The sequence below is a fragment of the Hominenteromicrobium mulieris genome (assembly GCF_046197855.1).
Lineage (GTDB): Bacteria > Bacillota > Clostridia > Oscillospirales > Acutalibacteraceae > Hominenteromicrobium > Hominenteromicrobium mulieris.
Window position 1 is genome coordinate 2669653 of record NZ_CP173188.1, and the last position, 23384, is coordinate 2693036.

The following is a 23384-nucleotide window of genomic DNA, read 5'->3' on the forward strand; positions in this document are numbered from 1 at the left end:
AATTTGCGGCACATCGGTTCACTGTGTTTTATTTTAGCACATTCCGCCTAAGATGAAAACACCCCGCAAAAAAGATTTTTAATTTCCTGTTGACAACAAACTTTCAAGTGATTATAATATATGCCAGAGTAAACAATTAAGCGCATGATTGTTTACATAGGGGCAGATTCGATTCTGCTGTACGGCGGGGCCTTCTCCCCGCGAAAACAGATGAAAGGATGGTAACAATGCACGATCACGAAAAAGAGCCCATCGGCCATGCATTGCATGTGCTGGATACCACCATGCGCCGGTATATTGATACGTATTCCCATAAAAAGGAACACGAAAATCTCACCGGCACAAACACATGGGTCATCCAGTTCATCGCCGATCACAAAGACGGGCCCGTGTATTTGCGCGATATTGAGCGCCGCTTCGGCATTACGCGTTCCACCGCTTCCAAAGTGGTGGATATGCTTGTACGAAACGGTTTTGTGGAGCGCCACACCGGCGAAACGGACGCCCGCCTGCGTCGTCTGACCCTGACGGAAAAGTCAGAAAACCTTTTGGCCGATATCCGCGCCGACCACGAAGCAATGGAAGCCGTTCTAACAAAGGGCTTCACGCAAAATGAAAAAGAAACCATGCTCACTTATTTACGGCGCGCAAAAATAAATGTAGATGCTGCCTTTGCCGAAAAGCAGCAAAAGAAAGAAAGGAGCGGTGCAGATGGTTAAAAAACTGATGGAAAGCATCCGCGAACAGAAAAAGAATTCCATATTGGCCATAGTCACCATCAGCGGTGAGGTCGTCTTCGAGGTCATCATCCCGCTTTTAATGGCGAATCTCATCGATTACGGCATTGACATGGGCGATATGGGGTACATTGTCAAAATGGGTATTGTCCTGTTGCTCTCCGCACTGGGTCAGCTTTTCTGCGGTGCCATTTCCGGTAAATTCGCAGCCATTGCCTCCAGTGGCTTTGCCCGCAACCTACGCCACGACATGTTCTACAAGGTGCAGAATTATTCATTCTCAAACATCGACAAGTTTTCCACCGCAAGTATCGTCACGCGTCTGACAACAGACGTCACGAATCTGCAAAACACTTACCAAATGATCATCCGCATGGCGGTACGCAGCCCGCTTATGGCGATTTTCTCGCTTGTCGCGGCATTCGGCATCGACGTCAAGCTCTCGCTTATCTTCCTTGCCATCATCCCGGTGCTCATTCTCGGCCTGTACTTCATCATGACGAGAACGCACCCGATCTTCGAGCGCGTGTTCAGAACTTATGATAAGCTGAACAGCGTTGTGCAGGAGAACCTGCACGGCATCCGCGTGGTAAAGTCCTTTGTCCGTGAAGATCACGAAAATAAGAAGTTCACCGCCATTTCCGAAAATATCTATAAGGACTTCAAAAAAGCCGAGCAGCAGCTCGCATGGAACGCCCCCTTAATGCAGCTTTGCATGTACGCGGCGGTGCTCCTGCTCTCCTGGTTCGGCGCACGCACCATTGTTGCTTGCGGCGGTGACGCAGCGACCGGTCTTTCCACCGGCGAGCTTCTGAGCCTGCTGTCTTACGCCACGCAGATTCTCATGAGCCTCATGGGCCTCTCTATGATCTTCGTCATGCTCACCATGTCCCGTACCTCCGGCGAGCGTGTCGTTGAACTGCTCAACGAGACCCCGGACATCACCACCCCCGAAAATGCCGTAAAGAGCGTTCCGGACGGCAGCATCGATTTCGAGCATGTCCAGTTCAGCTATCGTCACGGCACAGAGGGCAAGCCCGTACTTTCCGATATTAACCTGCACATTCCGGCAGGCGCCACGGTCGGCGTCATCGGCGGCACCGGCTCCTCCAAATCGAGCTTCGTACAGCTCATCCCGCGCCTGTACGATGTTGACCTCGGCGCGGTCAAGGTCGGCGGCATCGACGTCCGCAAATACGACCTGGATACCCTCCGCGGCGACGTCGCCATGGTGCTGCAAAAGAATGTCCTGTTCTCCGGCACCATCAAGGATAACCTGCGTTGGGGCGATGAAAACGCCACCGACGAGGAGATCCTCCATGCCTGTCAGCTCGCACAGGCCGATGACTTCATTCAAACCTTCCCTAAAGGCTACGATACCTACATTGAGCAGGGCGGCACGAACGTCTCCGGCGGCCAGAAGCAGCGCCTCTGCATCGCGCGTGCGCTGCTTAAAAAGCCGAAGATTCTCATTCTGGACGACTCCACCAGCGCAGTCGATACCCGCACGGATGCGCTTATCCGCGGCGCGTTCGCAAAGGAGATCCCGAACACGACAAAAATCATCATCGCCCAGCGCATCGCCTCCGTACAGGGAGCCGATATGATCCTTGTCTTAGATGACGGCAAGATCGTCAGCTGCGGCACGCATGACGAGCTCATGCAAACAAGCCCGATCTACCGCGAAGTTTATGAATCCCAGACGAAAGGAGATCCTGACAATGCCACCGCGTCCTAATGGTCCCAGACTCTCCATGAAAGAAAGCATGAAGCAGCTCGATAAGAAAACCTTATTCCGCCTGCTTTCCTATATGAAACCGTACAGGCTGCACCTTGTGTTCGTGTTCATCTGCATTGCGGTGAGCGCTTTCGCAAGCGTCATGTCCTCCCTGTTTTTAAAGTCCCTCATTGATGATTACATCTCCCCGCTCCTGCTCGAATCCAATCCGAACTTCAGCGGTCTTCTGTATGCGCTGCTCCAAATGGCAGTCATTTACGTCATCGGCGCGTTCTCTACGCTGTTCTACAACCGCACCATGGCAGTTGTTTCACAGGGCACGTTAAAGAAAATTCGTGACGAGATGTTCGAGCACATGCAGACGCTGCCCATCAAGTTCTTTGATACGCACACCCACGGCGACATCATGAGCTTCTACACAAACGATACGGACACCCTGCGCCAGATGATTTCCCAGAGCATTCCGCAGACGCTTTCTTCCATCTTCACGGTCGTTTCCGTGTTCTGTTCTATGTTAACGCTCAGCATTTGGCTTACCCTGTTTCTGATCGCGTTCCTCTTTGTCATGTTTAAGATCGTCGGCAAGGTCACCGCAAAAAGCGGCAGCTATTTTGTTCGCCAGCAGCAATCCCTCGGCAATGTGAACGGCTACATCGAAGAAATGATTAACGGCCAGAAGGTTATCAAGGTCTTCTGCCACGAAGACAAAACAAAGGTAGAGTTCGACAAACGAAACGACGATCTCTTCACAAACGCTTCCGAAGCCAATAAGTTTGCAAACATCCTCGGCCCCATCATGAACGCACTCGGCTACTTCCTTTACGTGCTCATCGCCGTGCTTGGCGGCGGTCTCGCACTTGCAGGCGTACCGAACCTGACCCTCACCGGCATGGGCGTCATGACGCTCGGCGGCATCGCGTCGTTCCTGCAGCTCTCCCGCAGCTTCGTTATGCCGATCAGTCAGGTCACGCAGCAGATCTCGTCCATCATCATGGCTATGGCAGGCGCTTCCCGCATCTTCTCTCTGCTCGATGCCGAGAGCGAAAAGGACGAGGGCTACGTCACGCTCGTCAACGCCGAAAAGAAAAACGGCGCGCTCACCGAAACCGACAAGCACACCGGCCTTTGGGCATGGAAGCATCCGCATAAGGACGGCACGGTCACCTATACGGAGCTCACGGGTCACGTAGAGCTTGAGGACGTCGATTTTGGTTATACCCCGGAGAAGACCGTCCTGCATGACATCACGCTTTACGCAGAGCCCGGCCAAAAGGTCGCGTTCGTCGGCGCAACGGGCGCAGGCAAAACGACCATCACAAACCTCATCAACCGCTTCTATGACATTTCTGACGGCAAGATCCGCTACGACGGCATCAACATCACAAAGATCAAGAAGCCGGATCTCCGCCGTTCCCTCGGCGTGGTTTTGCAGGACGTCAACCTATTCACCGGCACCGTTATGGAGAATATCCGCTACGGTAAGCTCGATGCCACGGACGAAGAGTGCATCGCCGCCGCAAAGCTCGCAAACGCCGACGGCTTCATTCGTATGCTGCCGCAGGGCTATGACACCGTTCTTTCCGGCGACGGCAGCGGCCTCTCACAGGGCCAGCGCCAGCTCATTTCCATCGCCCGCGCCGCCGTTGCAGACCCGCCCGTCATGATTCTCGACGAAGCGACGTCCTCCATCGATACCCGCACGGAAGCCATCGTGCAGTCCGGCATGGACGCCTTGATGAAAGGCCGCACCGTGTTTGTCATCGCGCACCGCCTATCGACGGTTCAGAACTCCGACGTCATCATGGTGCTCGACCACGGCCACATCATCGAACGTGGCAGCCACCGCGACCTCATCGCCCAAAAGGGTACATATTACCGCCTCTATACCGGCGCTTTTGAACTCGAATAGGACGAATTTAACTTCATAACCTCCAATTTGCAAAAGCTCCGGCTGCCGAATGTACCGTTCGCAGCCGGAGCTTTTCCGTTTATAAGATTTCAATATACGTTTTGTAAAAGTCATACGTTTTCCCGTTTTCCTGCGCGCACGTTAAAAAGCGGCTGATAACATACCCTGTTTTATATATCCTTTGAATTTCCGCAAGATGTATCTCTAAATCATTCGGATATCCGTCCGCAATTTCCTCTTTCATCAAACAAACGACATACTTGCCACCATTGTTTTTCCAAAGTGTATTTTTGTAATTCTCAACTTCTTTACGGCTGCACGTAACACTCAGGCCTCTCTGTTCCTGTTCCATACAAGAAGAATGTTGAACTCTCGAATAAACGTATGGGTTTTGAATATATCTTTTCAGTTTCTCGATTTCTATCAATTCAAAAGGTACAATACAGTCCGCATCGACTTTTTCTTCCGTATATGGACGCTCTTGCAGTTTGCAGATCATCTCTAAAGCTTCAATATGAAACTGAAGCTTTTTCATTCTCTGTTCTAAAGCCAATTGCTGCTGCCGGATTGTTTTTGCTTGTTGCACACACAAATCCTGATGTGCCTGCAAATCCATTTTCTCCATGTCCCGAATTTTTTTAAGCGGGATACCAAGGTTTTTATAAAAAAGAATATCCGAAATCGTCATCAAATCCGACACTGTGTATATACGATATCCATTCTCCGGGTTCTTTTTGGCAGCCAGCACCCCCATCTCTTCCCAATAGCGCAGCGTTGAAGCTGGAACATTAAAGAACTTTGATATTTCATTGATTTGAAATCCGTCTTTCACCTAAAAATCCTCCGGAACACAGTTTCAATAATTATAACAAACAAATCCTTGACATTCAAGTATCTTTAAGCTTTATACTGTAAAGCATGGAGGTACCAATATGAATAGTTCATCTGTCTTTTTTGCTAAAAACGATATTCGTTTCCGTAAAATTCTGCTGTTTGTTCTTCCAACCTATTTGACAACGCTATTCAATACGCTGTATACGATTGTAGATGGTATGTTCGTTTCCAAATATGTCGGAACAAACGCATTGGCAGCCATTAACATTGTATATCCCATTGTAAACGTCCTTACCGGTATTGCATTAATGTTTGCCACCGGCGGAAGCAGCTTAGCTGCCATTTCTGCGGGCGCTAAAAACAACGAGCAAGCAAATCAAGAATTCACACTCAGCATTATTTTCTCTCTTGCTATCGGAACCACAGTTTCACTTGCTATTGCTTTTAATTTATCTCGGGTTCTGACTTTTCTCGGTGCCACCCCGCTGATTTTGGACGATTGCAAAACATATGCATTGATCTGGCTCATTGGCGTTCCTGCGGTCATCGGCAAAGAACTGCTCACCTACTTTATCCGCATGTCGGGTTCGCCCGGGTACAGCTTTTTTCTTTCAATATCCGGCGGCATATCCAATATTCTGTTAGATTATATTTTTGTCGCACAAATGAAAATGGGAGTTTTGGGTGCCGGATTAGCAACTTTATTCGGACTTTTCTTATCTGTTATCTTCGGCATACTTTATTTTCCGTGCCGTAACACAAGCCTGATACCAACTTTCAAACATTTGAAATTCAAAACAGGGTTTCGGTGTGCTGTTAACGGGTTTTCAGAATTTATTGACCAAATCGCCATCGCTATCACCACTGTTATTTTTAATCGAGCCGCGCTTTCTTTTGCGGGTGAAGACGGAATTGCTTCTGTATCTATAATTATGTACCTGCAATTTCTGTTCATCGGCATTTATTTTGGTTACGCTTCCGGGGTATCGCCGCTTTTGAGTTATGCATACGGAAATAAGTCCGATCACATATGCAAAAAGCTGGAAAACTATGCCCGCTGTTTCTTTATTGTTGCACCTCTAATTCTATATATTGTCGCTTATTGCACATCTCCTCTGACTGTTTCCTGCTTTACTGAGCCGGAAACAACGGTTTTTTCACTCGCATTAAACGGAATGCGACTTTACGGAATTGGTTATCTTTTTTCCGGTTTCAACATCTACGCCACAATTCGGTTAACTTCTTATGGAAAAGGTCATTATTCTGCCATTATTACACTGCTGAGATCATTCATATTGCTTCTCCTTTTTCTGTATTTTCTTCCGAATTATCTGCAACTCAACGGTGTATGGCTCGCCATGCCGGCGGCAGAATTTCTAACTCTATTCGTTACACTGTATATAAACCATAAATTCAAGCATATTCTTTGATAAGAACTCAAAATAAAAGGACGAGCCTCGTTCACTTTTCGGAACAAGGCTCATTCTTTTATACTCGTATATTCGGTTATTTCGTTTTGCCGATGTCATGACGGTAATGCGCACCGTCAAAATGGATTTTCTCCACAGCTGCATACGCCCTTTCGAGCGCTTCGTCCAGCGTTTTAGCCGTCGCGGTCACGCCAAGCACGCGGCCGCCGTTCGTCAGCAGCTTACCGTTTTCAAGCTTCGTGCCGGCATGGTACACCGTTACGCCTTCCGCCTGACCGTTTTCGTCAAGACCGGTAATTTCCAGTCCCTTCGGGTAAGACTGCGGGTAGCCGCCGCTCGCCATCACGACGCACGCGCACGCTTCCGGAATCCATTCAATCTCAAGCTCGTCGAGCTTCTCGTCGATGACCGCGTTGATGACGTCCACAAAATCGGTCTTGAGGCGCGGCAACACGACCTGCGTCTCCGGGTCGCCGAAGCGCGCGTTGTACTCAATGACCTTCGGGCCGTCCGGGGTCAGCATCAGGCCGAAGTACAAACAGCCCTTAAACGGTCTGCCCTCTGCCTGCATCGCTTTGACGGTCGGCAGGAAGATGGTTTTCATACACTCGTCCGCAATTTCGTTCGTGTAATACGGGTTCGGGCTGATGGTACCCATGCCGCCGGTGTTCAGGCCCTTGTCGCCGTCCAGTGCACGCTTGTGGTCTTTAGAGGACACCATCGGGCGCAGCGTCTTGCCGTCCGTAAATGCCAACACGGAAACCTCCGGGCCGGTCAGGAATTCCTCCACAACAACGTTGTTGCCGGAAGCGCCGAACACCTTGTCTTCCATGATGGTGTGCACAGCATCCTTCGCCTCGTCAAAGTTTTGCGCGATGATAACGCCCTTGCCGAGCGCCAAGCCGTCTGCCTTAATGACAACCGGGAACTTGCCGCGCTTTTCCACGTACTCTACGACCTCTTTCGGATCGGAGAACACCGCGTAATCCGCTGTCGGAATACCGTATTTCTTCATCAGATTTTTCGAGAACACCTTGCTGCTCTCGATGATGGCCGCATTCGCGCGCGGGCCGAATGCACGGATGCCCTCTTTTTCGAGCGCATCTACCATACCGGCCGCAAGCGGGTCATCCGGCGCAACAAACACAAGGTCAACTGCGTTTTTCTTCGCGAAATCCACAACGCCGTCAATGTCCATCGCGTTAATGGCCACGCACTCGGCGTCTGCCGCAATGCCGCCGTTGCCCGGTGCACACCACAGCTTTTCCGTTTTAGGGCTCTCTTTCAGCTTGCGGATGATCGCATGCTCACGTCCGCCGCTGCCGATAACCAGAATATTCATAATAAAAGCACCTCGCCTTTCGGATCAATGGTGGAACAGACGGATGCCCGTGAATGCCATGGCGATGCCATACTTGTTGCACGTATCGATGACGTTGTCGTCGCGGATAGAGCCGCCCGGCTGCGCAATAAATTCTACGCCGCTCTTGTGCGCGCGCTCAATGTTGTCGCCGAACGGGAAGAACGCGTCGCTGCCCACGGAAACGCCCTTAAACGTCGCAAGCCAAGCCGCTTTCTCCTCGCGGGTGAACACCTCCGGCTTCTCCGTGAAAAACTGCTGCCAAACACCGTCGCGCAGCACGTCGTCATGCTCCTCACTGATGTACACGTCAATGGTGTTGTCGCGGTCAGGACGGCGGATGCCCTCCTTAAACGGCAGATTCAGCACCTTCTCGTGCTGACGCAGATACCAGATGTCCGCCTTGTTGCCCGCAAGACGCGTGCAGTGGATGCGGCTCTGCTGGCCGGCGCCGATGCCGATGGCCTGTCCGTCCTTCGCATAGCAGACGGAGTTCGACTGCGTGTATTTCAGCGTGATGAGGGAGAGCACTAAGTCAAGCTTTGCGTCCTCCGGAATCTCTTTGTTTTCCGTCACAAGATTTGTCAGCATGTCCGCGTCGATTTTCAGTTCGTTTCTGCCCTGCTCAAACGTGATGCCGAAAACATCCTTGTGCTCAATCGGCTCCGGCTTGTAATCCGGGTCAATCTCGACGACATTGTACGTGCCCTTACGCTTTGTCTTTAAAATCGCAAGCGCTTCGTCCGTGTAGCCCGGTGCAATGATGCCGTCGGAAACTTCACGTGCCAACAGCGTTGCGGTTTCCTTATCGCATACGTCGGAAAGCGCTGCCCAGTCGCCGTAGGAGGACATTCTGTCTGCGCCGCGGGCTCTTGCATATGCCGTCGCGATGGGCGAAAGCTCCAGATCGTCCACAAAATAAATCTTTTTCAGCGTGTCGCTCATCGGCTTTGCCACAGCTGCGCCCGCCGGGCTCACGTGCTTAAAGGAAGCCGCCGCCGGCATGCCGGTTGCCGCTTTCAGCTCTTTTACAAGCTGCCAAGAGTTGAACGCATCCAAAAGGTTGATATAGCCCGGTCTGCCGTTCAAAACGCGAATCGGCAGGTCGCGACCGTCGTTCGTAAAAATTTTCGCCGGCTTCTGGTTCGGGTTGCAGCCGTATTTCAGTTCCAGTTCTTTCATAGTTTCCCCTCCGAAAAATCACTTATTCTTGTTGACGATGCGGGTCTCAATCTTGCCCGTCTTCAAATTGATGAAGCGCGTGAACAAGGAGACCTTGTTGTCTTCGTTCAGGTTCGTCCACAGGTCATTCGTAAACGTGTCGATGTCGCCCTCAATCTTCACCGGCTTCGGCTCGCCCTCAAAGGACGGGATACGCGGTGCGCCGTCACACTTATACGTGTGGATGAAGTGGCCGAGGCCGTCCACCGGCGTATAGTCGAAGAAAAAGCTCTGAGGCGCGTCCGGGTTGCCCTCGCAGCTCTTCAAAATGGAAAGCTTATAGGTAAAGTCGCCGTCCTTCAGCTTTACAAGGCCGGAAATTCTCGGCGTAAAGTTCGGGGCGTCCGGCTCAAACTTGCGGGTCTTCAACGCTTTTTTGAAGCTCTTGCCCGCCTTGAGGTATGTAAACACGGTATCCGTCTGGTCTCCGTTCGTCACAATGGTCTTGTTAGCCAAAACGCGCACCGGCGCATAAATGACAAGGGACGGGTCAGAAAGCTTTGCGGGATCAAACGCTTCCGTGCGGATGCCGTCGCCCTGCTCCACAAACACGCGGTTGCGGGAGTTCACGCTGCGGCCCATAATGAAATACGCGATGACCGCATGCACGCCGTCCGCGCTTTTGCCGATAACGATGCCGCGGCCCGGGTATGCGTTGCCTGCAAGTTCCTTTTTAATATCCAGAATTTCCATGTATCCGTTTCCTTTCTATGTAAAGGGATGAATTATTCTTTAATCGTAACGATAGAGCCGTTCACGGAAAGCTTACCCGCGCAGAACAAAGACACTGCCTGCGGCAGAATCTTCCACTCCGCCTGCTCCATAATGCGGCGCTGCAGCGTCTCGGGCGTGTCGCCCTGCTCCACCGGCACCGCTTTCTGTAAGATGATCGGGCCGCCGTCGCACACCTCGTTTACAAAGTGTACCGTCGCGCCGGAGACCTTCACGCCGCGTGCCAAAGCCGCCTCGTGCACGTGCAGACCGTAATAGCCCTTGCCGCAGAACGACGGAATGAGCGCCGGGTGCACGTTGATGATCTTATTTTCAAACGCCTTCGTGAACTTCTCGTTCGTAATGGTCATAAAGCCCGCCAGAACAATTAAGTCCGTGTGCTTTTCTTTCAGCAAGTTTTCGAGCGCTTCGCTGTACGCGTCCACGTTTTCATAGTCGCTGCGCGCCAGCACAATGCCCTCAATGCCCGCGTTTTTCGCACGCTCCAAAGCATAAACGCCCGGCTTGCTCGCCACAACCACGGAAATTTTGCCGTTTTCGATTTTACCGGCTTTCTCCGCGTCGATCAGCGCCTGCAAATTCGTTCCGCCGCCGGAAACGAGGACTGCGATGTTCAGCACAGGATGACCCCCTCGTCGCCCTCAACCACTTCACCGATGACAAACGCCTTTTCGCCCGCATCATTCAGCGCCTTAATGGCCGCGTCCGCCGTCTCCTTGGAGACCGCCATGCACATGCCGACACCCATGTTGAACGTGTTGAACATGTCGCGCTCCGGAATGTTGCCCGTCTTCGCGATGAGGTCGAAGATCGGCAGCACCGGCACTGCGGAACGGTCCACCTTAGCAGTGAGGCCCTTCTTCATCATACGCGGAATGTTCTCGTAGAAGCCGCCTCCTGTAATGTGGGAGATTGCCTTCACGTCTGCCGCTTCAATGGCCGCCAGCGCAGGCTTTACATACAGGCGCGTCGGGGTCAGAAGTGCCTCGCCCAACGTGCAGCCGAGTTCTTCGTAATACGTTTCAAGCTTTTCTTTATTCAGACCGAACACCTTTCTCACCAGAGAGAAGCCGTTCGAATGTACGCCGGAGGATGCCACGCCAACAAGCACGTCGCCCGCCTGCATCTTGGAGCCGTCAATGATCTTATCCTTATCTACAATGCCCACCGTAAAGCCCGCGAGGTCATAGTCGTCCTCCGGCATCACGCCCGGGTGCTCTGCGGTCTCGCCGCCGATGAGCGCGCAGCCGGACTGCACGCAGCCCTCCGCAACACCCTTTACGATCTCTGCAATCTTCTCCGGCACGTTCTTGCCGCAGGCGATGTAATCGAGGAAAAAGAGCGGTTTTGCGCCGCAGCATACGACGTCGTTCACGCACATGGCAACGCAGTCAATGCCGATGGTGTCATGCTTATCGAGCAGCATGGCCACCACGAGCTTCGTGCCCACGCCGTCTGTGCCGGAAACAAGCACAGGTTCTTTCATACCGGTCATGTCCGGCTGGAAAAGACCGCCGAAACCGCCGATGCCGGAAACCACGCCCGGAATGCTTGTACGCTTTACGTGCTCTTTCATCAGCTCTACGGACTTGTAGCCTGCGGTAACGTCAACGCCCGCTGCCTTGTAGCTATCGCTGTAACTTTTCATTCTTTAACTTCTCTCTTTCTTTAAATTATCTATAAAATGAATTACATGAATTTCTCTGCCCAGTTGCCGTTTCTGAACACCGGGATAACCTCGCCGTCCGGCGTGATGCCGTCAATGTTCATCGTCGCGTCGCCCACCATGAAGTCCACGTGGATGACGGAATCGTTCACGCCCTTGTCGTGAATCTCATCAAGCGTATACTTGTCGTAATCCTTGATGACATTCGGGAAGCCCAAGCCAAGCGCAATGTGGCAGGAAGCATTCTCGTCAAACAGCGTGTTGTAGAACAGAATGCCGAGGTTCGAGATGGGAGAGTCGTTCGGGATAAGCGCCAGCTCGCCGATCTGCGCCGCGCCCTCGTCCATCGCAATCATGTGCTCCAAAAGCTCCTGGTTCTTTTCCGCCTTGCAGGAGACCGCGCGGCCGTCCTTAAACGTAATGGAGAAGTTTTCAATCAAATTGCCTTGGTAAGACAGCGGCATCGTAGAAACGACCGTACCCTCTGCCTTGCCCTTCATCGGGGAGGTGAAAATCTCTTCGGTCGGCATGTTCGGGTTGAAGAATGTACCGTCCAGCAGCGTTTCGCCGCCGCCCATCCACTGTGCGTCCGGGATCAGGCCGCAGGTGAAATCGGTGCCGTTCTCGCTAAAATAGTGCAGGCTCTCAAAGTGACATGCGTTCAGCTTCTCATAGCGTGCTTTGAGGGAAGCGTTGTGTGCTTTCCACGCTTCAACCGGATCGTTATCCTTAGAAACACGAACCGTCTGAAGGATTGCGTCCCACAGCTTCTTCACCGCCACGCTCGTGCGGTCGTTCGGGAACACCTTCTTCGCCCACTTTGCACTCGGTACGGCGACAATCGTCCACTGGTACTTGTTTTCCATCGCGTCGCGGTACGGCTTTCTCACCTTCATGCGGGCAAGGTTCGCCTTCTGCATTTTCTCAACGTTCACGCCCTTCAGGCCGTCCGGGTCGTCAGAGTCGATCCAAATGCGCACCGGCAGCTCGTCAAGCTCATACTGCATACGCGCCTTTTCCCACTCCTGCGTAGCGGAAAGCACCTTTACGCTTTCTTTCTTATAGCGCATCTTGTCAAGGTCCTGGTTCGTCCAGCGGATGTCCACCCACTTCGCACCGGCGCGGTAGGCTTCCTCCGCCACCATCAGTGCGATTTCAGACTGCGCCGTATCTGCCAAGATTACAGCGCCCTGCCCCTTTTTGATGTTCACGCCCATCTGAACGATGAGCTTTGCGTACTTTCGCAAAATCGATTTTGTCATCGTTTATCCCTCCCGAATTATAGCTCGGCAACTTTCTGCTGCAAGGCTTCGTTCTTTTTCGCAACACCCTGCTCCATATCCACCTTCATCTGGTGCAGCTGCTTTGCGATGCTCTCGTCGGAAAGCGCCAGCATCTGCGCCGCCAAAATCGCAGCATTGTCCGCGCCGTCAATCGCCACCGTCGCCACCGGAATGCCGGAGGGCATCTGCACGGTTGCAAGCAGTGCGTCAAGGCCGTCGAGCGTGGAGGACTTCACCGGAATGCCGATGACCGGCAGCGTCGTGTGCGCAGCCAGCACGCCCGCAAGATGCGCAGCCTTGCCCGCCGCCGCAATGATAACGCCAAAGCCGTCCTTTTCCGCGTTCTTAGAGAATTCCGCCGCGGCCTCCGGCGTGCGGTGTGCGCTCATCACGCGCGCCTCCACCGGGATGCCGAACTGCTTCAATCTGCGAATCGCCGGGGAAACCACCGGAAAATCACTGTCACTGCCCATGATTACTGCAACTTTTTTGCTCATTGAAAATCACCGATCCTTTCAAGTTTTGCGGCGTAAAAGAAAGCACCGCGAAAAAAAGAAAATAGGCTGTGCTCAAAAAACACAACCTATGCTTCTAAAATTGACCGCAAAACGCCCATGCAGATACAGTAAAAATGCACATCAGTTCAGCCATATCGCACCTCCGGCACTTGCAGCCTTGAATTTTCTGTCCTTAGTCTGTCTCAAGCGACTGATAAATCAATCCATTAAGCAGACCTTTAAGGCAGCAATGTATAAAATTGTGTGCCAAGCCGTAGGCGTGCTTTATACGTTGTTGCCTTTATCATTTTACGGGATTTTTGCTTGTTTTTCAATAGTTTTTGCCGTTTTTAGAAAAAAATCCAAAATTCTCCCCTGCTCGTGGACATGCGTTGTATACCTCGATATGTCCCCTTTCTCCGCTTCCGTCTCACCATATATCAAATACATAACAACACACCTTGAAATGCAAAAGGGCATTTTCACTTTACCTACGTACATTATCTCCCTCTATTCGTCAAAAAAGGCAGCTTTCCAAGTTCCCTCTGACTGAGGGAGATATATAGAGAGCTTTTATATACACAAGTCGCTCAAATCACCTTGAAAACGCATAAAACGCAAGCTCAATAAAAAAATCCTCTCCCGGCTGCGCCGGGAGAGGATAAATTATATTAGCGGCAAAAGTATTTCGACATTTGCGAATGGCGACTCAAGGCGCTGCCCTAAGAACCCGTAAGTTTTCCGAAGAAAACTTGACTAAAGACTTTTACGCCTTGCTCGCCGTAAACTCTACTTTACTCCTTCGGCGTTTCCGTCGCAAAAATCTCCTTCGCGCTTGCGGCTAAACCTGCCATACCCTGAATCTCGGACGGAATGATAATCTTCGTCGCCTTGCCGTCCGCTACTTTCTCAAGCGCTTCAAAGCTCTTCAAGGTCAGCACAGCTTTATTCGGATCGGCTTCGTTGAGAAGCTTAATGGAATCCGCCAACGCACGTTGCACGGAGAGGATTGCCTCCGCTTCGCCCTGTGCTTCTCTGATTTTCGTCTCGCGCACAGCCTCCGCACGCAGGACGGCAGATTCCTTCTGGCCTTCCGCAATGAGGATGGCGCTGCGCTTTTCGCCCTCTGCGTCCAAAATCTTCGCACGGCGCTCGCGCTCCGCCTTCATCTGCTTCTCCATCGAATCCTGAATTTCCTTCGGCGGAATGATGTTTTTCAGCTCCACGCGGTTGACCTTAATGCCCCACGCATCGGTCGCCTCGTCCAGAATGACACGAATTTTCGAGTTGATAACATCGCGCGAGGTCAGCGTGTGGTCAAGCTCCATCTCACCGATGATGTTTCTCAGCGTCGTTGCGGAAAGGTTTTCAATCGCGGAGATCGGGCGCTCCACGCCGTAAGCATACAACTTCGAGTCCGTGATCTGGAAATACACCACCGTGTCAATCTGCATCGTGACGTTATCCTTCGTGATAACGGGCTGCGGCGGGAAATCGATGACCTGCTCTTTCAGCGAGACCTTCTTCGCAATGCGGTCGATAAACGGAATTTTTAAATGCAGGCCCGTGCTCCACGTGGCGTGGTACGCGCCGAGTCTTTCAATGACGAATGCGTGCGCCTGCGGTACCACCTTAATATTCGCCGCAAGCAGTGCGATGACAAGAGCGATGAGAATGATAATGCCCACAACGCCCCAGTTGATGTACAGTTCAAAATCCATGTTTTTACCTCCAACTTCAATTTAAGATACAGTCGGTGTCACGATAAGCTTTACGCCCTCAATACGCACCACCTGCACCTTTGTGCCTTTTTGAATACGGACATTTTCTGTGCTGCGTGCTGCCCAGTCGTTGCCGAGCACTTCCACGCGCCCATGCGCCGCAAGGTTATCGATATCCTCCGTCACAACGGCGGTCTGCCCCACCACGCGGTCGGCGTTCGTGTGCGTTTCCTTGTTTTGCAGGAACTTTTTCACGAGCGGACGCGTTGCCAAAAGCAGAACGAGCGTCACCACAGCGGCAATCATCACTTGCAGCCAAACCGGCGCGCCGCACAGCTGCGCGATCATGCCGGCGATGCCGCCGCCCACAAACCAGATGGAAATAAGCTGCGCGCTCATGCCCTCCAGTATTGCAGCAATCACAATGACCGCCACCCAGATCATGGTTTCCAAAATCATTCCCCCTTTCTCAAAGCGGAAGCCGCATACACGCGCCCGACCCGTTCAGGCGCCCGCACTCCCTATCCTCATCATATCGGATTTTCATAAAATATGCAAGAGGTTTTCTTCCCCGGAAAAATATTTTACACAGATTATAAAATACCGCGCCCGATTCTGCCGAGCGCGGCTTCAATATTCTTATCGATTCACATGCTCCATGCTGAGCTTCACGCGCAGCCCGTCGCCTGTGTTCTGTACGGAAACTTCAATATAATCGCCGTCGTCGCTCATGCGGTCGTTTTTACCCACAAGGCTGAACCGGAACTGCACGCCGCTGCCGCTTTCGCCGCCCGCCACGTCTTTCAAATACGTTTCAAGCTGCGCCGCGTCATACGTTTCTTTCGTCTTTTCCGCCTGCGTGTAGCGCGTCACGGCATACGGGTCGTTAAACTGCGCCGTGAATTTCTCCACAAACGCTTTAATTTCTGCCGTGCCCGCATCGCTGTTTTCAAACGTCTTCTGCGCTTCCGCATAGCCGAACACACCCGCACCACCGTAGTTTGTGGCAAAATTCGTTTCCATCGTTTGCCCGCCCCACGCGTAGTCCAGCGTGTAGCCGTAGTCGCCGGCCTTTTGGTCGTCCTTCAGTCCCAGCGCCTTCACGGCTTCATCCGCAGACTTTCCGAAGCATCCGAGCAGCGCTTCATTCACCGCCGCGTCCGATGTCTTTCCTCCGCCGGAAGACCCGCCGTTTCCGCCCGCGCAGCCCGTAAAAAGCAGCGCCGCAAGCAGCAGACACAACACCAAGCTGACATACTTTTTCATACGATCACCTTTCCTTTTTTCGGCTTAAAAAACCGCCGTACCAAGGCTTTTTGAACGTACCGAAATCGTACCCGCCTCGGTATTGTTAAATATTTATCTACTGTAATAGTATCAAAACCGTACCGCATTGTCAATCGGCGGAATCCCATATTTCATCGCACAAACTTGTGTTTTCCTACAAAAATCCCCCGCACAGGAAATTGAACCGCACCAGATTATGCGGACAGCACTAAAAGCCCCCATGTAGGATATTGAGTTTTAAGCGGAGTGGCGCAGCGACAGCGGTGCCACTCCCGTTTTTGTTTGGATGCGTTCGTGGTTATAGAAGTAAATATACCTGTCGATCAGTTCGTTTGCTTCTTGGAACGTCTTTGGCTTGTGGCGGTAGATGCACTCTGTTTTCAGAATGGAGAAGAAATTTTCTGCCATGGCATTGTCATAAGGATTTCCTTTCCTTGACATGGACGGCGTTATGCCGTAAGATTGTGTTAGCTTGAAGTATGCTTGCGATGTGTATTGAAAGCCTTGGTCGCTGTGGAGCTGCAACTCCGCAGCGACTTTCTCTTTCTTCATTGCCAGACGAATCGTGTCCAGAACAAGATTCACAGTCTGCCGACTTGCAGTCTTGTAGGCCACAATACTGTTGTCATACAGATCTCGGATCATGGACAGATATAAAATGCCTTCTTTTGTGTGGATGTAAGAAATGTCCGTGACCCATTTCTCGTTTGGCCTGACCGCCCGGAACTGTCTGTTCAACAGATTTTCGTATTTGTGTACCTGCTGACCAAGATTTACCCATTGGCGGCGTCGGCGAACCTCAGACAATAATCCATATTTTTTCATGATTCTGAGCACAGTCTTCGGATCTCTTTGAATATTTCTGCCTTTTAACCACTTCCATACACGTCGATAGCCATAGGTCTTATCTGTCCTGCGCTGACATTCCTCGATTTCCTTTGCCACAACAGCATCGCGATCCGTCTCTCCCAGACGCTTTTTAAAGCAGTAGTAACCACTTCTGGATACCCCGAAGAATTTGCACATAACAGATATTGGGTATTCTCCCCGGTGACGGTGAATGACGGCGTACTTTGCCTTTGGCCTCACTTCCTTTCTGTGGACTGCAGAAAATCCTGCAGTAATTTCACTTCCATCTTGAGCCGCTTATTCTCATACTTATATTCCTGCAGCGTCTTTGCAGGCTTCCTGCCACGAAACTTCGGCGCACCCTTGGCGGCTTTTTTGCGTTGCCGCTTCAGCAGATTGTGAACCGGACGGTCTCCCTCCAAGCCAAGTTCCGCTTCGATTTCCCTGTGGTTCTTCCCTGATTCTAACATCTTTTCTATGGTCGGTAGTAGAACCTGCATATTGGTGTATCTTCGTTTGCTCATAATGAATCCCCCCTGATGTACTTATTATCCTACATCAGGGGGGATTTTGTCTATTGTCCTGTTTTACTGGTTCTGTTCAAATTCCTGTGCGGGGGATCAACGTTTTATGACGTTTTCATGCGGTTTAAGCGCTCTTCATTAGTACATGCCGCCCATGTCCGGTGCTGCCGGAGCTGCGGGTGCAGCCGGCTCCTTGATGTCTGCCACGAGGGACTCGGTGGTCAGAACGGTGGAAGCCACAGAGGAAGCGTTCTGCAGAGCGGAACGGGTGACCTTCGTCGGGTCAACGATGCCTTCGTCGATCATGTCGCCGTAGGTATCGGTCAGAGCATTGTAGCCGTAGCCGACGGTGTTCTTTGCCTTCAGGTGCTCAATGATGATGGAGCCCTCCAGACCTGCGTTCGCAGCAATCTGGCGAACCGGCTCCTCAAGAGCCTTCAGAACGATGGCAGCGCCGGTCTTCTCGTCGCCGTCAACGGAATCGACATAGGCCTTAACAGCCGGAATCGCATCGATGAGTGCGGTGCCGCCGCCTGCGACGATGCCCTCTTCAACAGCAGCCTTCGTTGCAGCCAGAGCGTCCTCAATGCGCATCTTCTGCTCTTTCATTTCGACCTCGGTAGCCGCACCGACCTTGATAACCGCTACGCCGCCTGCGAGCTTTGCAAGACGCTCCTGCAGCTTCTCACGGTCGAAATCGGACGTGGTGGTCTCGATCTGGCTTCTGATCTGGCTGACACGGCTCTTGATAGCCTCGCTGTCGCCTGCACCGTCAACAATGATGGTGTTTTCCTTGTCGATCTTGACCTGACGTGCACGGCCGAGCTGATCAACGGTGGTATCCTTCAGCTCAAGGCCAAGCTCGCTGGAGATGACCTGACCGCCGGTGAGCGTTGCAATATCGGTGAGCATTTCTTTTCTTCTGTCGCCGAAGCCCGGAGCCTTAACGCCCACGCAGGTGAACGTGCCGCGGAGCTTGTTGAGGATCAGGGTGGTCAGCGCCTCGCCCTCAATGTCCTCCGCGATGATGACGAGCTTCTTGCCGGACTGTACGATCTGCTCGAGCAGCGGCAGAATCTCCTGAATGTTGGAGATCTTCTTATCGGTGATGAGGATGTACGCGTCGTCGATGACAGCGACCATCTTGTCGGTATCGGTGACCATGTACGGCGTAATGTAGCCGCGGTCGAACATCATGCCTTCTACGACCTCGCTGTACGTCTCAGCCGTCTTGGATTCTTCAACGGTGATAACGCCGTCGGACGTGACCTTTTCCATCGCGTCGGCGATGAGGTTGCCGATCTGCTCACTTGCAGAGGAAACAGCTGCAACACGGGCAATGTCCTTCGTGCCGGAGACCTTCTTGGCGTTCTTCTCAATCGCCTCAACAGCGGTCTCGGTCGCCTTCTGAATGCCCTTTCTCAGAACCATCGGGTTTGCGCCTGCGGTAACGTTCTTCATGCCCTCACGGATGAGTGCCTGTGCAAGCAGTGTTGCGGTCGTGGTGCCGTCACCTGCAACGTCGTTCGTCTTGGTTGCAACTTCCTTCACGAGCTGTGCGCCCATGTTCTCAAACGGATCTTCAAGCTCAACTTCCTTAGCGATTGTCACGCCGTCGTTCGTGATGAGCGGTGCGCCGAACTTCTTATCGAGCACAACGTTTCTGCCCTTCGGGCCAAGGGTGATCTTAACGGTATCTGCAAGCTTGTTGATACCGCCGAGCAATGCTTTTCTGGCTTCTTCGCCGTAAATGATCTGCTTTGCCATAATAAATTACCTCACAATTCCAAATATCAAAAATAAAGACTGAAACTCAAATTACTCAACGACTGCCAGAACATCGGACTGACGAACGATGGTGTATTCCTCGCCGTCGATCTTCACTTCCGTGCCGGTGTACTTGCCGGTGATGACGCGGTCGCCGGCCTTAAGCTGCATAACAACTTCCTTGCCGTCTACCATGCCGCCGGGGCCTACTGCGATAACACGGGAGATCTGCGGCTTCTCCTGTGCCGCGCTTGTCAGCACGATGCCGCTCTTTGTGGTCTCCTCCGCTTTCTCGGCCTGAATGAGTACTCTGTCTGTCAAAGGCTTAATGGTCATAACTTCCACCTCGGCGCCTAATGCGCCGTATCCTTTCTCCCCGCAGTTCATAAATAAATTTTTCGCGTACAGCGGGGTGCGCCGCGAAACCCGCCGGGGTGCGGCCCGGTCGGTAAAGAAATACAAGTTTAGGTCTCGGGGAACTGTGCCGCTTACGCTTTAGCACTCCTTATCCCCGAGTGCTAAACTTATTCTAATCACTTGGTCAAGAAAAGTCAATAGGAAAATCGCGATTTTTTTGACTTTTAACAGTTCCGTAATAATTTTGTCCTCCGATGTCCTCTGATGTCCGCTTTTTTCATACAAAACCACCCACAAAACGACAAAAAAACAGCCCCGCGCTCGTTTGAAACCGGGACTGTCTTTTGCAAATACAGCTTAAATCATGGAGGCATATTCGTCAAACGGGGCTAAGCTCCGCTTTAAAATGCCATTGATATATGCAATGAGAATGCCGTAGTTCGTGTACGGCACGCCTTTTTCTTCGGCGGAAGACTGTCTGAACTGCATTTCGCGTTCATTCAGCATACAGCCGCCGCAGTGCACAATAAGGGCATACGGCGAAAGATCTTCGGGAAATCCGCCGCCGGAGGTAAACTCGAATTCAAAGTCCTTGCCGGTGTGTTTGCGGATCCATGCGGGCAGCTTCACGGTGCCGATATCGCCGCACTGGCGGTGATGCGTGCAGCCTTCGGAGATCAAAATACGGTCGCCCGCTTTCAGATTCTCAATAGCCGCCGCGCCGCGCACGGCCGTCTCTAAAACGCCCTTGTAGCGCGCAAATAAGATGGAGAATGACGTGAGCTTAATGCGCTCGGGCACGATCTGCTTTACTTTGCCGAATGCCTGGCTGTCCGTAACAACGAGCTTCGGCGGCGTTTTGAGGCCGTTCAGCACGCCCGCAAGCTCTTCCACCTGCGTGACAGAGCATGTTGCACCCGCGTCCAGAATGTCGCGGATGGCCTGCACCTGCGGCAAAATCATGCGGCCTTTCGGCGCGGAGGAATCGATGGGCGTGACGAGCACCACGTGGTCGCCGCGCTCAAGTAAGTCACCCAAAATAACTTTGGTGTTCTGCCCCTTTGCAGCGATGGCGGCAAGCTTTTCCTTGAGCTCAAAAATATGCTCGCCCGTCTTCGCGCTGACCGCGATTTCGTTGTCATTTTCATCTTTGAAGCCGCCGAGGTCGGCTTTATTCAATACGATGATATACGGCACGCCTTTTTTCTCGATGAGCTTTTGCAGTGCGAGGTCTTCCGCACTTTTGCCGACCGTGCCGTCGATGACGAGCACCGCAATATCAGCTTTATTGAGTACCTGCCGGGCGCGCTGCACACGCAGCTCGCCCACGGTGCCCTCGTCGTCCATGCCGGGCGTGTCGATGATGACGACCGGGCCAAGCGGCAAAAGCTCCATGGCTTTCTGCACGGGGTCGGTCGTGGTGCCCTTGACATCGGACACAATGGAGATATTCTGCCCCGTAACGGCGTTCACCACGCTGGATTTACCGGCGTTGCGCTTGCCGAAAAAGGCGATGTGCACACGGTTTGCCGAGGGGGTCTGGTTGAGGTCTGCCATAGAAGTCGCCTGCCTTTTAAAGAATAACCGAAAGTTTTAGAAACGGAAGTCGCGCTCGCCGTGGGCGACCTTTTCAACGTAGCCCTTTGCGATGCTGCGGGTCTTCTCGTTCGGGATATTTTCAAGCTCCTGCGCGATCATCTTTTCGCCGATGGCCTTCGTCTCCGGGGAAGCGTAGTCCTCGAGGAATTCTTTTAAGGTGATGAGTGCGTTCGGGTGGCAGCAGTTCTGGATCTGTCCGCTCTTACACAGGCTCATGAAGCGGTCGCCGGTGCGGCCCTCGCGGTAGCATGCCGTGCAGAAGGACGGAATGTGGTCGGTCTCCATCAGCCAGCGGACGACCTCGTCAAGGGAGCGCTGATCGGAAACGTCGAACTGCTCGGTGTCGGTGGGGCGCTCCTCTTCGGCATAGCCGCCGACGGAGGTACGGGATGCGCCGCTGATCTGCGAAACGCCGAGATTGATAACCTGCGCGCGTACCTTCTGACTCTCACGCGTGGAGATGATCATGCCGGTGTACGGCACGGCGATACGAATAAGTGCGCAGATTTTCGCGAATGTTTCGTCGCTGATGCCGTTATCAAACTTCGTCGGGTCAATGTCGTCGGCTTTTTTAAGGCGCGGCACACTGATGGTATGCGGGCCTACGCCGTGCACGGCTTCAAGGTGCTCCGCGTGCATCAGCTGGCCACAGAACTCGTAACGGTACATTTCAAGGCCGTACAGAACGCCGAGACCCACGTCATCGATACCGCCCTCCATGGCGCGGTCCATCGCCTCGGTGTGGTAGGCGTAGTTATGCTTCGGGCCCGTGGGATGCAGCTTTTCGTAGCTTTCCTTGTGGTAGGTCTCCTGGAACAGAATGTACGTGCCGATGCCGGCTTCCTTTAATTTGCGGTAGTTTTCCACGGTCGTCGCGGCGATGTTGACGTTTACGCGGCGGATGGCGCCGTTCTTATGCTGAATGCTGTAAATGGTCTTGATGCAGTCGAGAATGTACTCGATGGGGTTATTCACCGGGTCTTCGCCGGCTTCAATGGCAAGGCGCTTATGACCCATGTCCTGCAGCGCAATGACTTCCTTTGCGACCTCCTCCTGCGTCAGCTTGCGGCGCGGGATGTGGTGGTTCTGGCGGTGATACGGGCAGTAGGTGCAGCCGTTCACGCAGTAGTTGGAAAGGTACAGCGGCGCGAACATGACAATGCGGTTACCGTAAAACTTGTGCTTGATCTCGTTTGCAAGCTTATAGATTTCGTCCAGAATCTCCGGGTCTTCGCAGGCGAGCAAAACGGATGCTTCGCGGTGTGAAAGTCCCTTACACAGACGGGCTTTATCGAGAATTTCGCGGATGAGCGGCAGGTTATCTTTGTTCTCGTCCGCGTATTTTAAGGTGTCTTCAATTTCTTCGTGGCAGATAAATTCCTCTGCTTTTAAGGATTTCGGATCGTACATAATTTGAATTTTCCTTTCTTTCGGGTCAGTTCACTTTCCCGTTAGTCATTTTTTCGGATCACTCCGTTTTGATTTCCGGCTCTGTGCTCGTGAAATTGGAATACGCCGTTTTGATGTTGGCGCCGCGCACGCGCCCGAGCTTTCCCGCCATGGCACTGATGACATCCTGTGGGGCATCCACCGCCACACAGATGATGTTGATATTTTTCTGTCTGTACGGCAGCCCCATACGTCCGATGATGTACCGGCCGTACAGGTGCAGAATGTCGTTGATTTCTTCCGCGTGGGCGTTATCTTCTAAAATAATGCTCATCACGGCTACGCGTGTCTGCATAAAACACCTCCCGTTTTTATAAAACAAGCAAAACAAAAATGCTCCCTGCCGAAAATGCAGGAAGCACAAAAAGCGCAGAATCTATCTGCGGAATATACCTCTATCCATTTTCGGCTTACACGCGGCGAT

General features: G+C 52.4%; 22 protein-coding genes. 4 read left to right on the plus strand and 18 right to left on the minus strand.

Features of this window, described 5'->3' with window-relative positions:
• Positions 1-227: 227 nt before the first annotated feature.
• From ACI0CA_RS13280 to ACI0CA_RS13290, 3 genes are read left to right on the plus strand one after another with little or no spacing between them, the layout of a single operon-like run.
• Positions 228-719, plus strand: coding sequence for a MarR family winged helix-turn-helix transcriptional regulator (locus tag ACI0CA_RS13280; RefSeq protein ID WP_176820781.1), 492 nt, complete (start codon positions 228-230; stop codon positions 717-719).
• Positions 712-2475 carry an ABC transporter ATP-binding protein gene (locus ACI0CA_RS13285; RefSeq protein WP_446806728.1) on the plus strand — a complete coding sequence of 588 codons (1764 nt, stop codon included), beginning with the start codon at positions 712-714 and terminating at the stop codon, positions 2473-2475. The genes ACI0CA_RS13280 and ACI0CA_RS13285 overlap by 8 nt, the downstream gene beginning before the upstream one ends.
• Before the next feature lie 16 nt (positions 2476-2491).
• Entirely contained in the window at positions 2492-4384 is a 1893-nt protein-coding gene (locus ACI0CA_RS13290; RefSeq protein ID WP_446807013.1) for an ABC transporter ATP-binding protein, read from the plus strand.
• Positions 4385-4463: 79 nt separating this feature from the next.
• Here the strand turns inward: ACI0CA_RS13290 and ACI0CA_RS13295 are convergent, their stop codons facing one another.
• On the minus strand, positions 4464-5216 hold the full coding sequence (locus ACI0CA_RS13295) for a MerR family transcriptional regulator (protein ID WP_308449015.1): 753 nt from the start codon (positions 5214-5216) through the stop codon (positions 4464-4466).
• A gap of 100 nt (positions 5217-5316) precedes the next feature.
• Between ACI0CA_RS13295 and ACI0CA_RS13300 the strand changes: the two genes are divergently transcribed.
• On the plus strand, positions 5317-6648 hold the full coding sequence (locus ACI0CA_RS13300) for an MATE family efflux transporter (RefSeq protein WP_308449016.1): 1332 nt from the start codon (positions 5317-5319) through the stop codon (positions 6646-6648).
• 76 nt (positions 6649-6724) lie between these two features.
• Here the strand turns inward: ACI0CA_RS13300 and purD are convergent, their stop codons facing one another.
• The 17 genes from purD to ACI0CA_RS13385 all read right to left on the minus strand — a co-directional run bounded on the left by purD (position 6725) and on the right by ACI0CA_RS13385 (position 23255).
• Entirely contained in the window at positions 6725-7990 is a 1266-nt protein-coding gene (gene purD, locus ACI0CA_RS13305; protein WP_343284922.1) for a phosphoribosylamine--glycine ligase, read from the minus strand.
• Positions 7991-8014: 24 nt separating this feature from the next.
• Positions 8015-9190: a phosphoribosylaminoimidazolecarboxamide formyltransferase gene (locus ACI0CA_RS13310; protein ID WP_176820785.1), complete on the minus strand. Its 1176-nt coding sequence runs from the start codon at positions 9188-9190 to the stop codon at positions 8015-8017.
• A gap of 18 nt (positions 9191-9208) precedes the next feature.
• Entirely contained in the window at positions 9209-9922 is a 714-nt protein-coding gene (locus ACI0CA_RS13315; protein ID WP_176820786.1) for an IMP cyclohydrolase, read from the minus strand.
• A gap of 32 nt (positions 9923-9954) precedes the next feature.
• Positions 9955-10581, minus strand: coding sequence for a phosphoribosylglycinamide formyltransferase (purN, locus tag ACI0CA_RS13320; RefSeq protein ID WP_176820787.1), 627 nt, complete (start codon positions 10579-10581; stop codon positions 9955-9957).
• On the minus strand, positions 10575-11609 hold the full coding sequence (purM, locus tag ACI0CA_RS13325; protein WP_412353099.1) for a phosphoribosylformylglycinamidine cyclo-ligase: 1035 nt from the start codon (positions 11607-11609) through the stop codon (positions 10575-10577). The genes purN and purM overlap by 7 nt, the downstream gene beginning before the upstream one ends.
• A gap of 41 nt (positions 11610-11650) precedes the next feature.
• Positions 11651-12889, minus strand: a complete 1239-nt coding sequence (locus ACI0CA_RS13330; protein WP_418269932.1) for an aminopeptidase — start codon at positions 12887-12889, stop codon at positions 11651-11653.
• Positions 12890-12906: 17 nt separating this feature from the next.
• On the minus strand, positions 12907-13407 hold the full coding sequence (gene purE / locus ACI0CA_RS13335) for a 5-(carboxyamino)imidazole ribonucleotide mutase (RefSeq protein ID WP_176820790.1): 501 nt from the start codon (positions 13405-13407) through the stop codon (positions 12907-12909).
• A 794-nt stretch (positions 13408-14201) separates the two neighbouring features.
• Positions 14202-15128, minus strand: a complete 927-nt coding sequence (locus ACI0CA_RS13340; RefSeq protein ID WP_343284924.1) for an SPFH domain-containing protein — start codon at positions 15126-15128, stop codon at positions 14202-14204.
• 21 nt (positions 15129-15149) lie between these two features.
• Positions 15150-15572, minus strand: a complete 423-nt coding sequence (locus ACI0CA_RS13345; protein WP_308449026.1) for an NfeD family protein — start codon at positions 15570-15572, stop codon at positions 15150-15152.
• A 195-nt stretch (positions 15573-15767) separates the two neighbouring features.
• Positions 15768-16394, minus strand: a complete 627-nt coding sequence (locus ACI0CA_RS13350) for a hypothetical protein (protein WP_308449022.1) — start codon at positions 16392-16394, stop codon at positions 15768-15770.
• Positions 16395-16652: 258 nt separating this feature from the next.
• The gene (locus ACI0CA_RS13355; protein WP_395507468.1) at positions 16653-17504 is read right to left on the minus strand and encodes an IS3 family transposase; all 852 of its coding nucleotides are present in this window, start codon (positions 17502-17504) and stop codon (positions 16653-16655) included.
• Complete coding sequence (locus ACI0CA_RS13360; protein WP_395507467.1) at positions 17501-17788, minus strand: imidazolonepropionase; 288 nt, start codon at positions 17786-17788, stop codon at positions 17501-17503. Before ACI0CA_RS13360 ends, ACI0CA_RS13355 begins: the two co-directional genes overlap by 4 nt.
• A 138-nt stretch (positions 17789-17926) precedes the next feature.
• A complete protein-coding gene (gene groL / locus ACI0CA_RS13365) occupies positions 17927-19555 on the minus strand; it encodes a chaperonin GroEL (RefSeq protein WP_308448692.1) in 1629 nt (542 codons plus the stop codon).
• Positions 19556-19606: 51 nt separating this feature from the next.
• Entirely contained in the window at positions 19607-19891 is a 285-nt protein-coding gene (groES, locus tag ACI0CA_RS13370) for a co-chaperone GroES (RefSeq protein WP_176820795.1), read from the minus strand.
• Positions 19892-20269: 378 nt separating this feature from the next.
• Positions 20270-21469 carry a [FeFe] hydrogenase H-cluster maturation GTPase HydF gene (gene hydF, locus ACI0CA_RS13375; RefSeq protein ID WP_308448691.1) on the minus strand — a complete coding sequence of 400 codons (1200 nt, stop codon included), beginning with the start codon at positions 21467-21469 and terminating at the stop codon, positions 20270-20272.
• Between the two features lie 36 nt (positions 21470-21505).
• On the minus strand, positions 21506-22921 hold the full coding sequence (hydG, locus tag ACI0CA_RS13380; RefSeq protein ID WP_308448690.1) for a [FeFe] hydrogenase H-cluster radical SAM maturase HydG: 1416 nt from the start codon (positions 22919-22921) through the stop codon (positions 21506-21508).
• Positions 22922-22979: 58 nt separating this feature from the next.
• Entirely contained in the window at positions 22980-23255 is a 276-nt protein-coding gene (locus ACI0CA_RS13385) for a TM1266 family iron-only hydrogenase system putative regulator (RefSeq protein WP_176820798.1), read from the minus strand.
• Positions 23256-23384 lie beyond the last annotated feature (129 nt).

Bases quoted from the DNA above. Each gene is read 5' to 3' on its own strand.
- ACI0CA_RS13280 (WP_176820781.1), top strand. From the start codon at position 228: ATGCACGATCACGAAAAAGAGCCCATCGGCCATGCATTGCATGTGCTG.
- ACI0CA_RS13285 (WP_446806728.1), top strand. From the start codon at position 712: ATGGTTAAAAAACTGATGGAAAGCATCCGCGAACAGAAAAAGAATTCC.
- ACI0CA_RS13290 (WP_446807013.1), top strand. From the start codon at position 2,492: ATGAAAGAAAGCATGAAGCAGCTCGATAAGAAAACCTTATTCCGCCTG.
- ACI0CA_RS13300 (WP_308449016.1), top strand. From the start codon at position 5,317: ATGAATAGTTCATCTGTCTTTTTTGCTAAAAACGATATTCGTTTCCGT.
- purD (WP_343284922.1), bottom strand. From the start codon at position 7,990: ATGAATATTCTGGTTATCGGCAGCGGCGGACGTGAGCATGCGATCATC.
- ACI0CA_RS13310 (WP_176820785.1), bottom strand. From the start codon at position 9,190: ATGAAAGAACTGGAACTGAAATACGGCTGCAACCCGAACCAGAAGCCG.
- ACI0CA_RS13315 (WP_176820786.1), bottom strand. From the start codon at position 9,922: ATGGAAATTCTGGATATTAAAAAGGAACTTGCAGGCAACGCATACCCG.
- purM (WP_412353099.1), bottom strand. From the start codon at position 11,609: ATGAAAAGTTACAGCGATAGCTACAAGGCAGCGGGCGTTGACGTTACC.
- ACI0CA_RS13330 (WP_418269932.1), bottom strand. From the start codon at position 12,889: ATGACAAAATCGATTTTGCGAAAGTACGCAAAGCTCATCGTTCAGATG.
- purE (WP_176820790.1), bottom strand. From the start codon at position 13,407: ATGAGCAAAAAAGTTGCAGTAATCATGGGCAGTGACAGTGATTTTCCG.
- ACI0CA_RS13340 (WP_343284924.1), bottom strand. From the start codon at position 15,128: ATGGATTTTGAACTGTACATCAACTGGGGCGTTGTGGGCATTATCATT.
- ACI0CA_RS13345 (WP_308449026.1), bottom strand. From the start codon at position 15,572: ATGATCTGGGTGGCGGTCATTGTGATTGCTGCAATACTGGAGGGCATG.
- ACI0CA_RS13350 (WP_308449022.1), bottom strand. From the start codon at position 16,394: ATGAAAAAGTATGTCAGCTTGGTGTTGTGTCTGCTGCTTGCGGCGCTG.
- ACI0CA_RS13360 (WP_395507467.1), bottom strand. From the start codon at position 17,788: ATGAGCAAACGAAGATACACCAATATGCAGGTTCTACTACCGACCATA.
- groL (WP_308448692.1), bottom strand. From the start codon at position 19,555: ATGGCAAAGCAGATCATTTACGGCGAAGAAGCCAGAAAAGCATTGCTC.
- groES (WP_176820795.1), bottom strand. From the start codon at position 19,891: ATGACCATTAAGCCTTTGACAGACAGAGTACTCATTCAGGCCGAGAAA.
- hydF (WP_308448691.1), bottom strand. From the start codon at position 21,469: ATGGCAGACCTCAACCAGACCCCCTCGGCAAACCGTGTGCACATCGCC.
- hydG (WP_308448690.1), bottom strand. From the start codon at position 22,921: ATGTACGATCCGAAATCCTTAAAAGCAGAGGAATTTATCTGCCACGAA.
- ACI0CA_RS13385 (WP_176820798.1), bottom strand. From the start codon at position 23,255: ATGCAGACACGCGTAGCCGTGATGAGCATTATTTTAGAAGATAACGCC.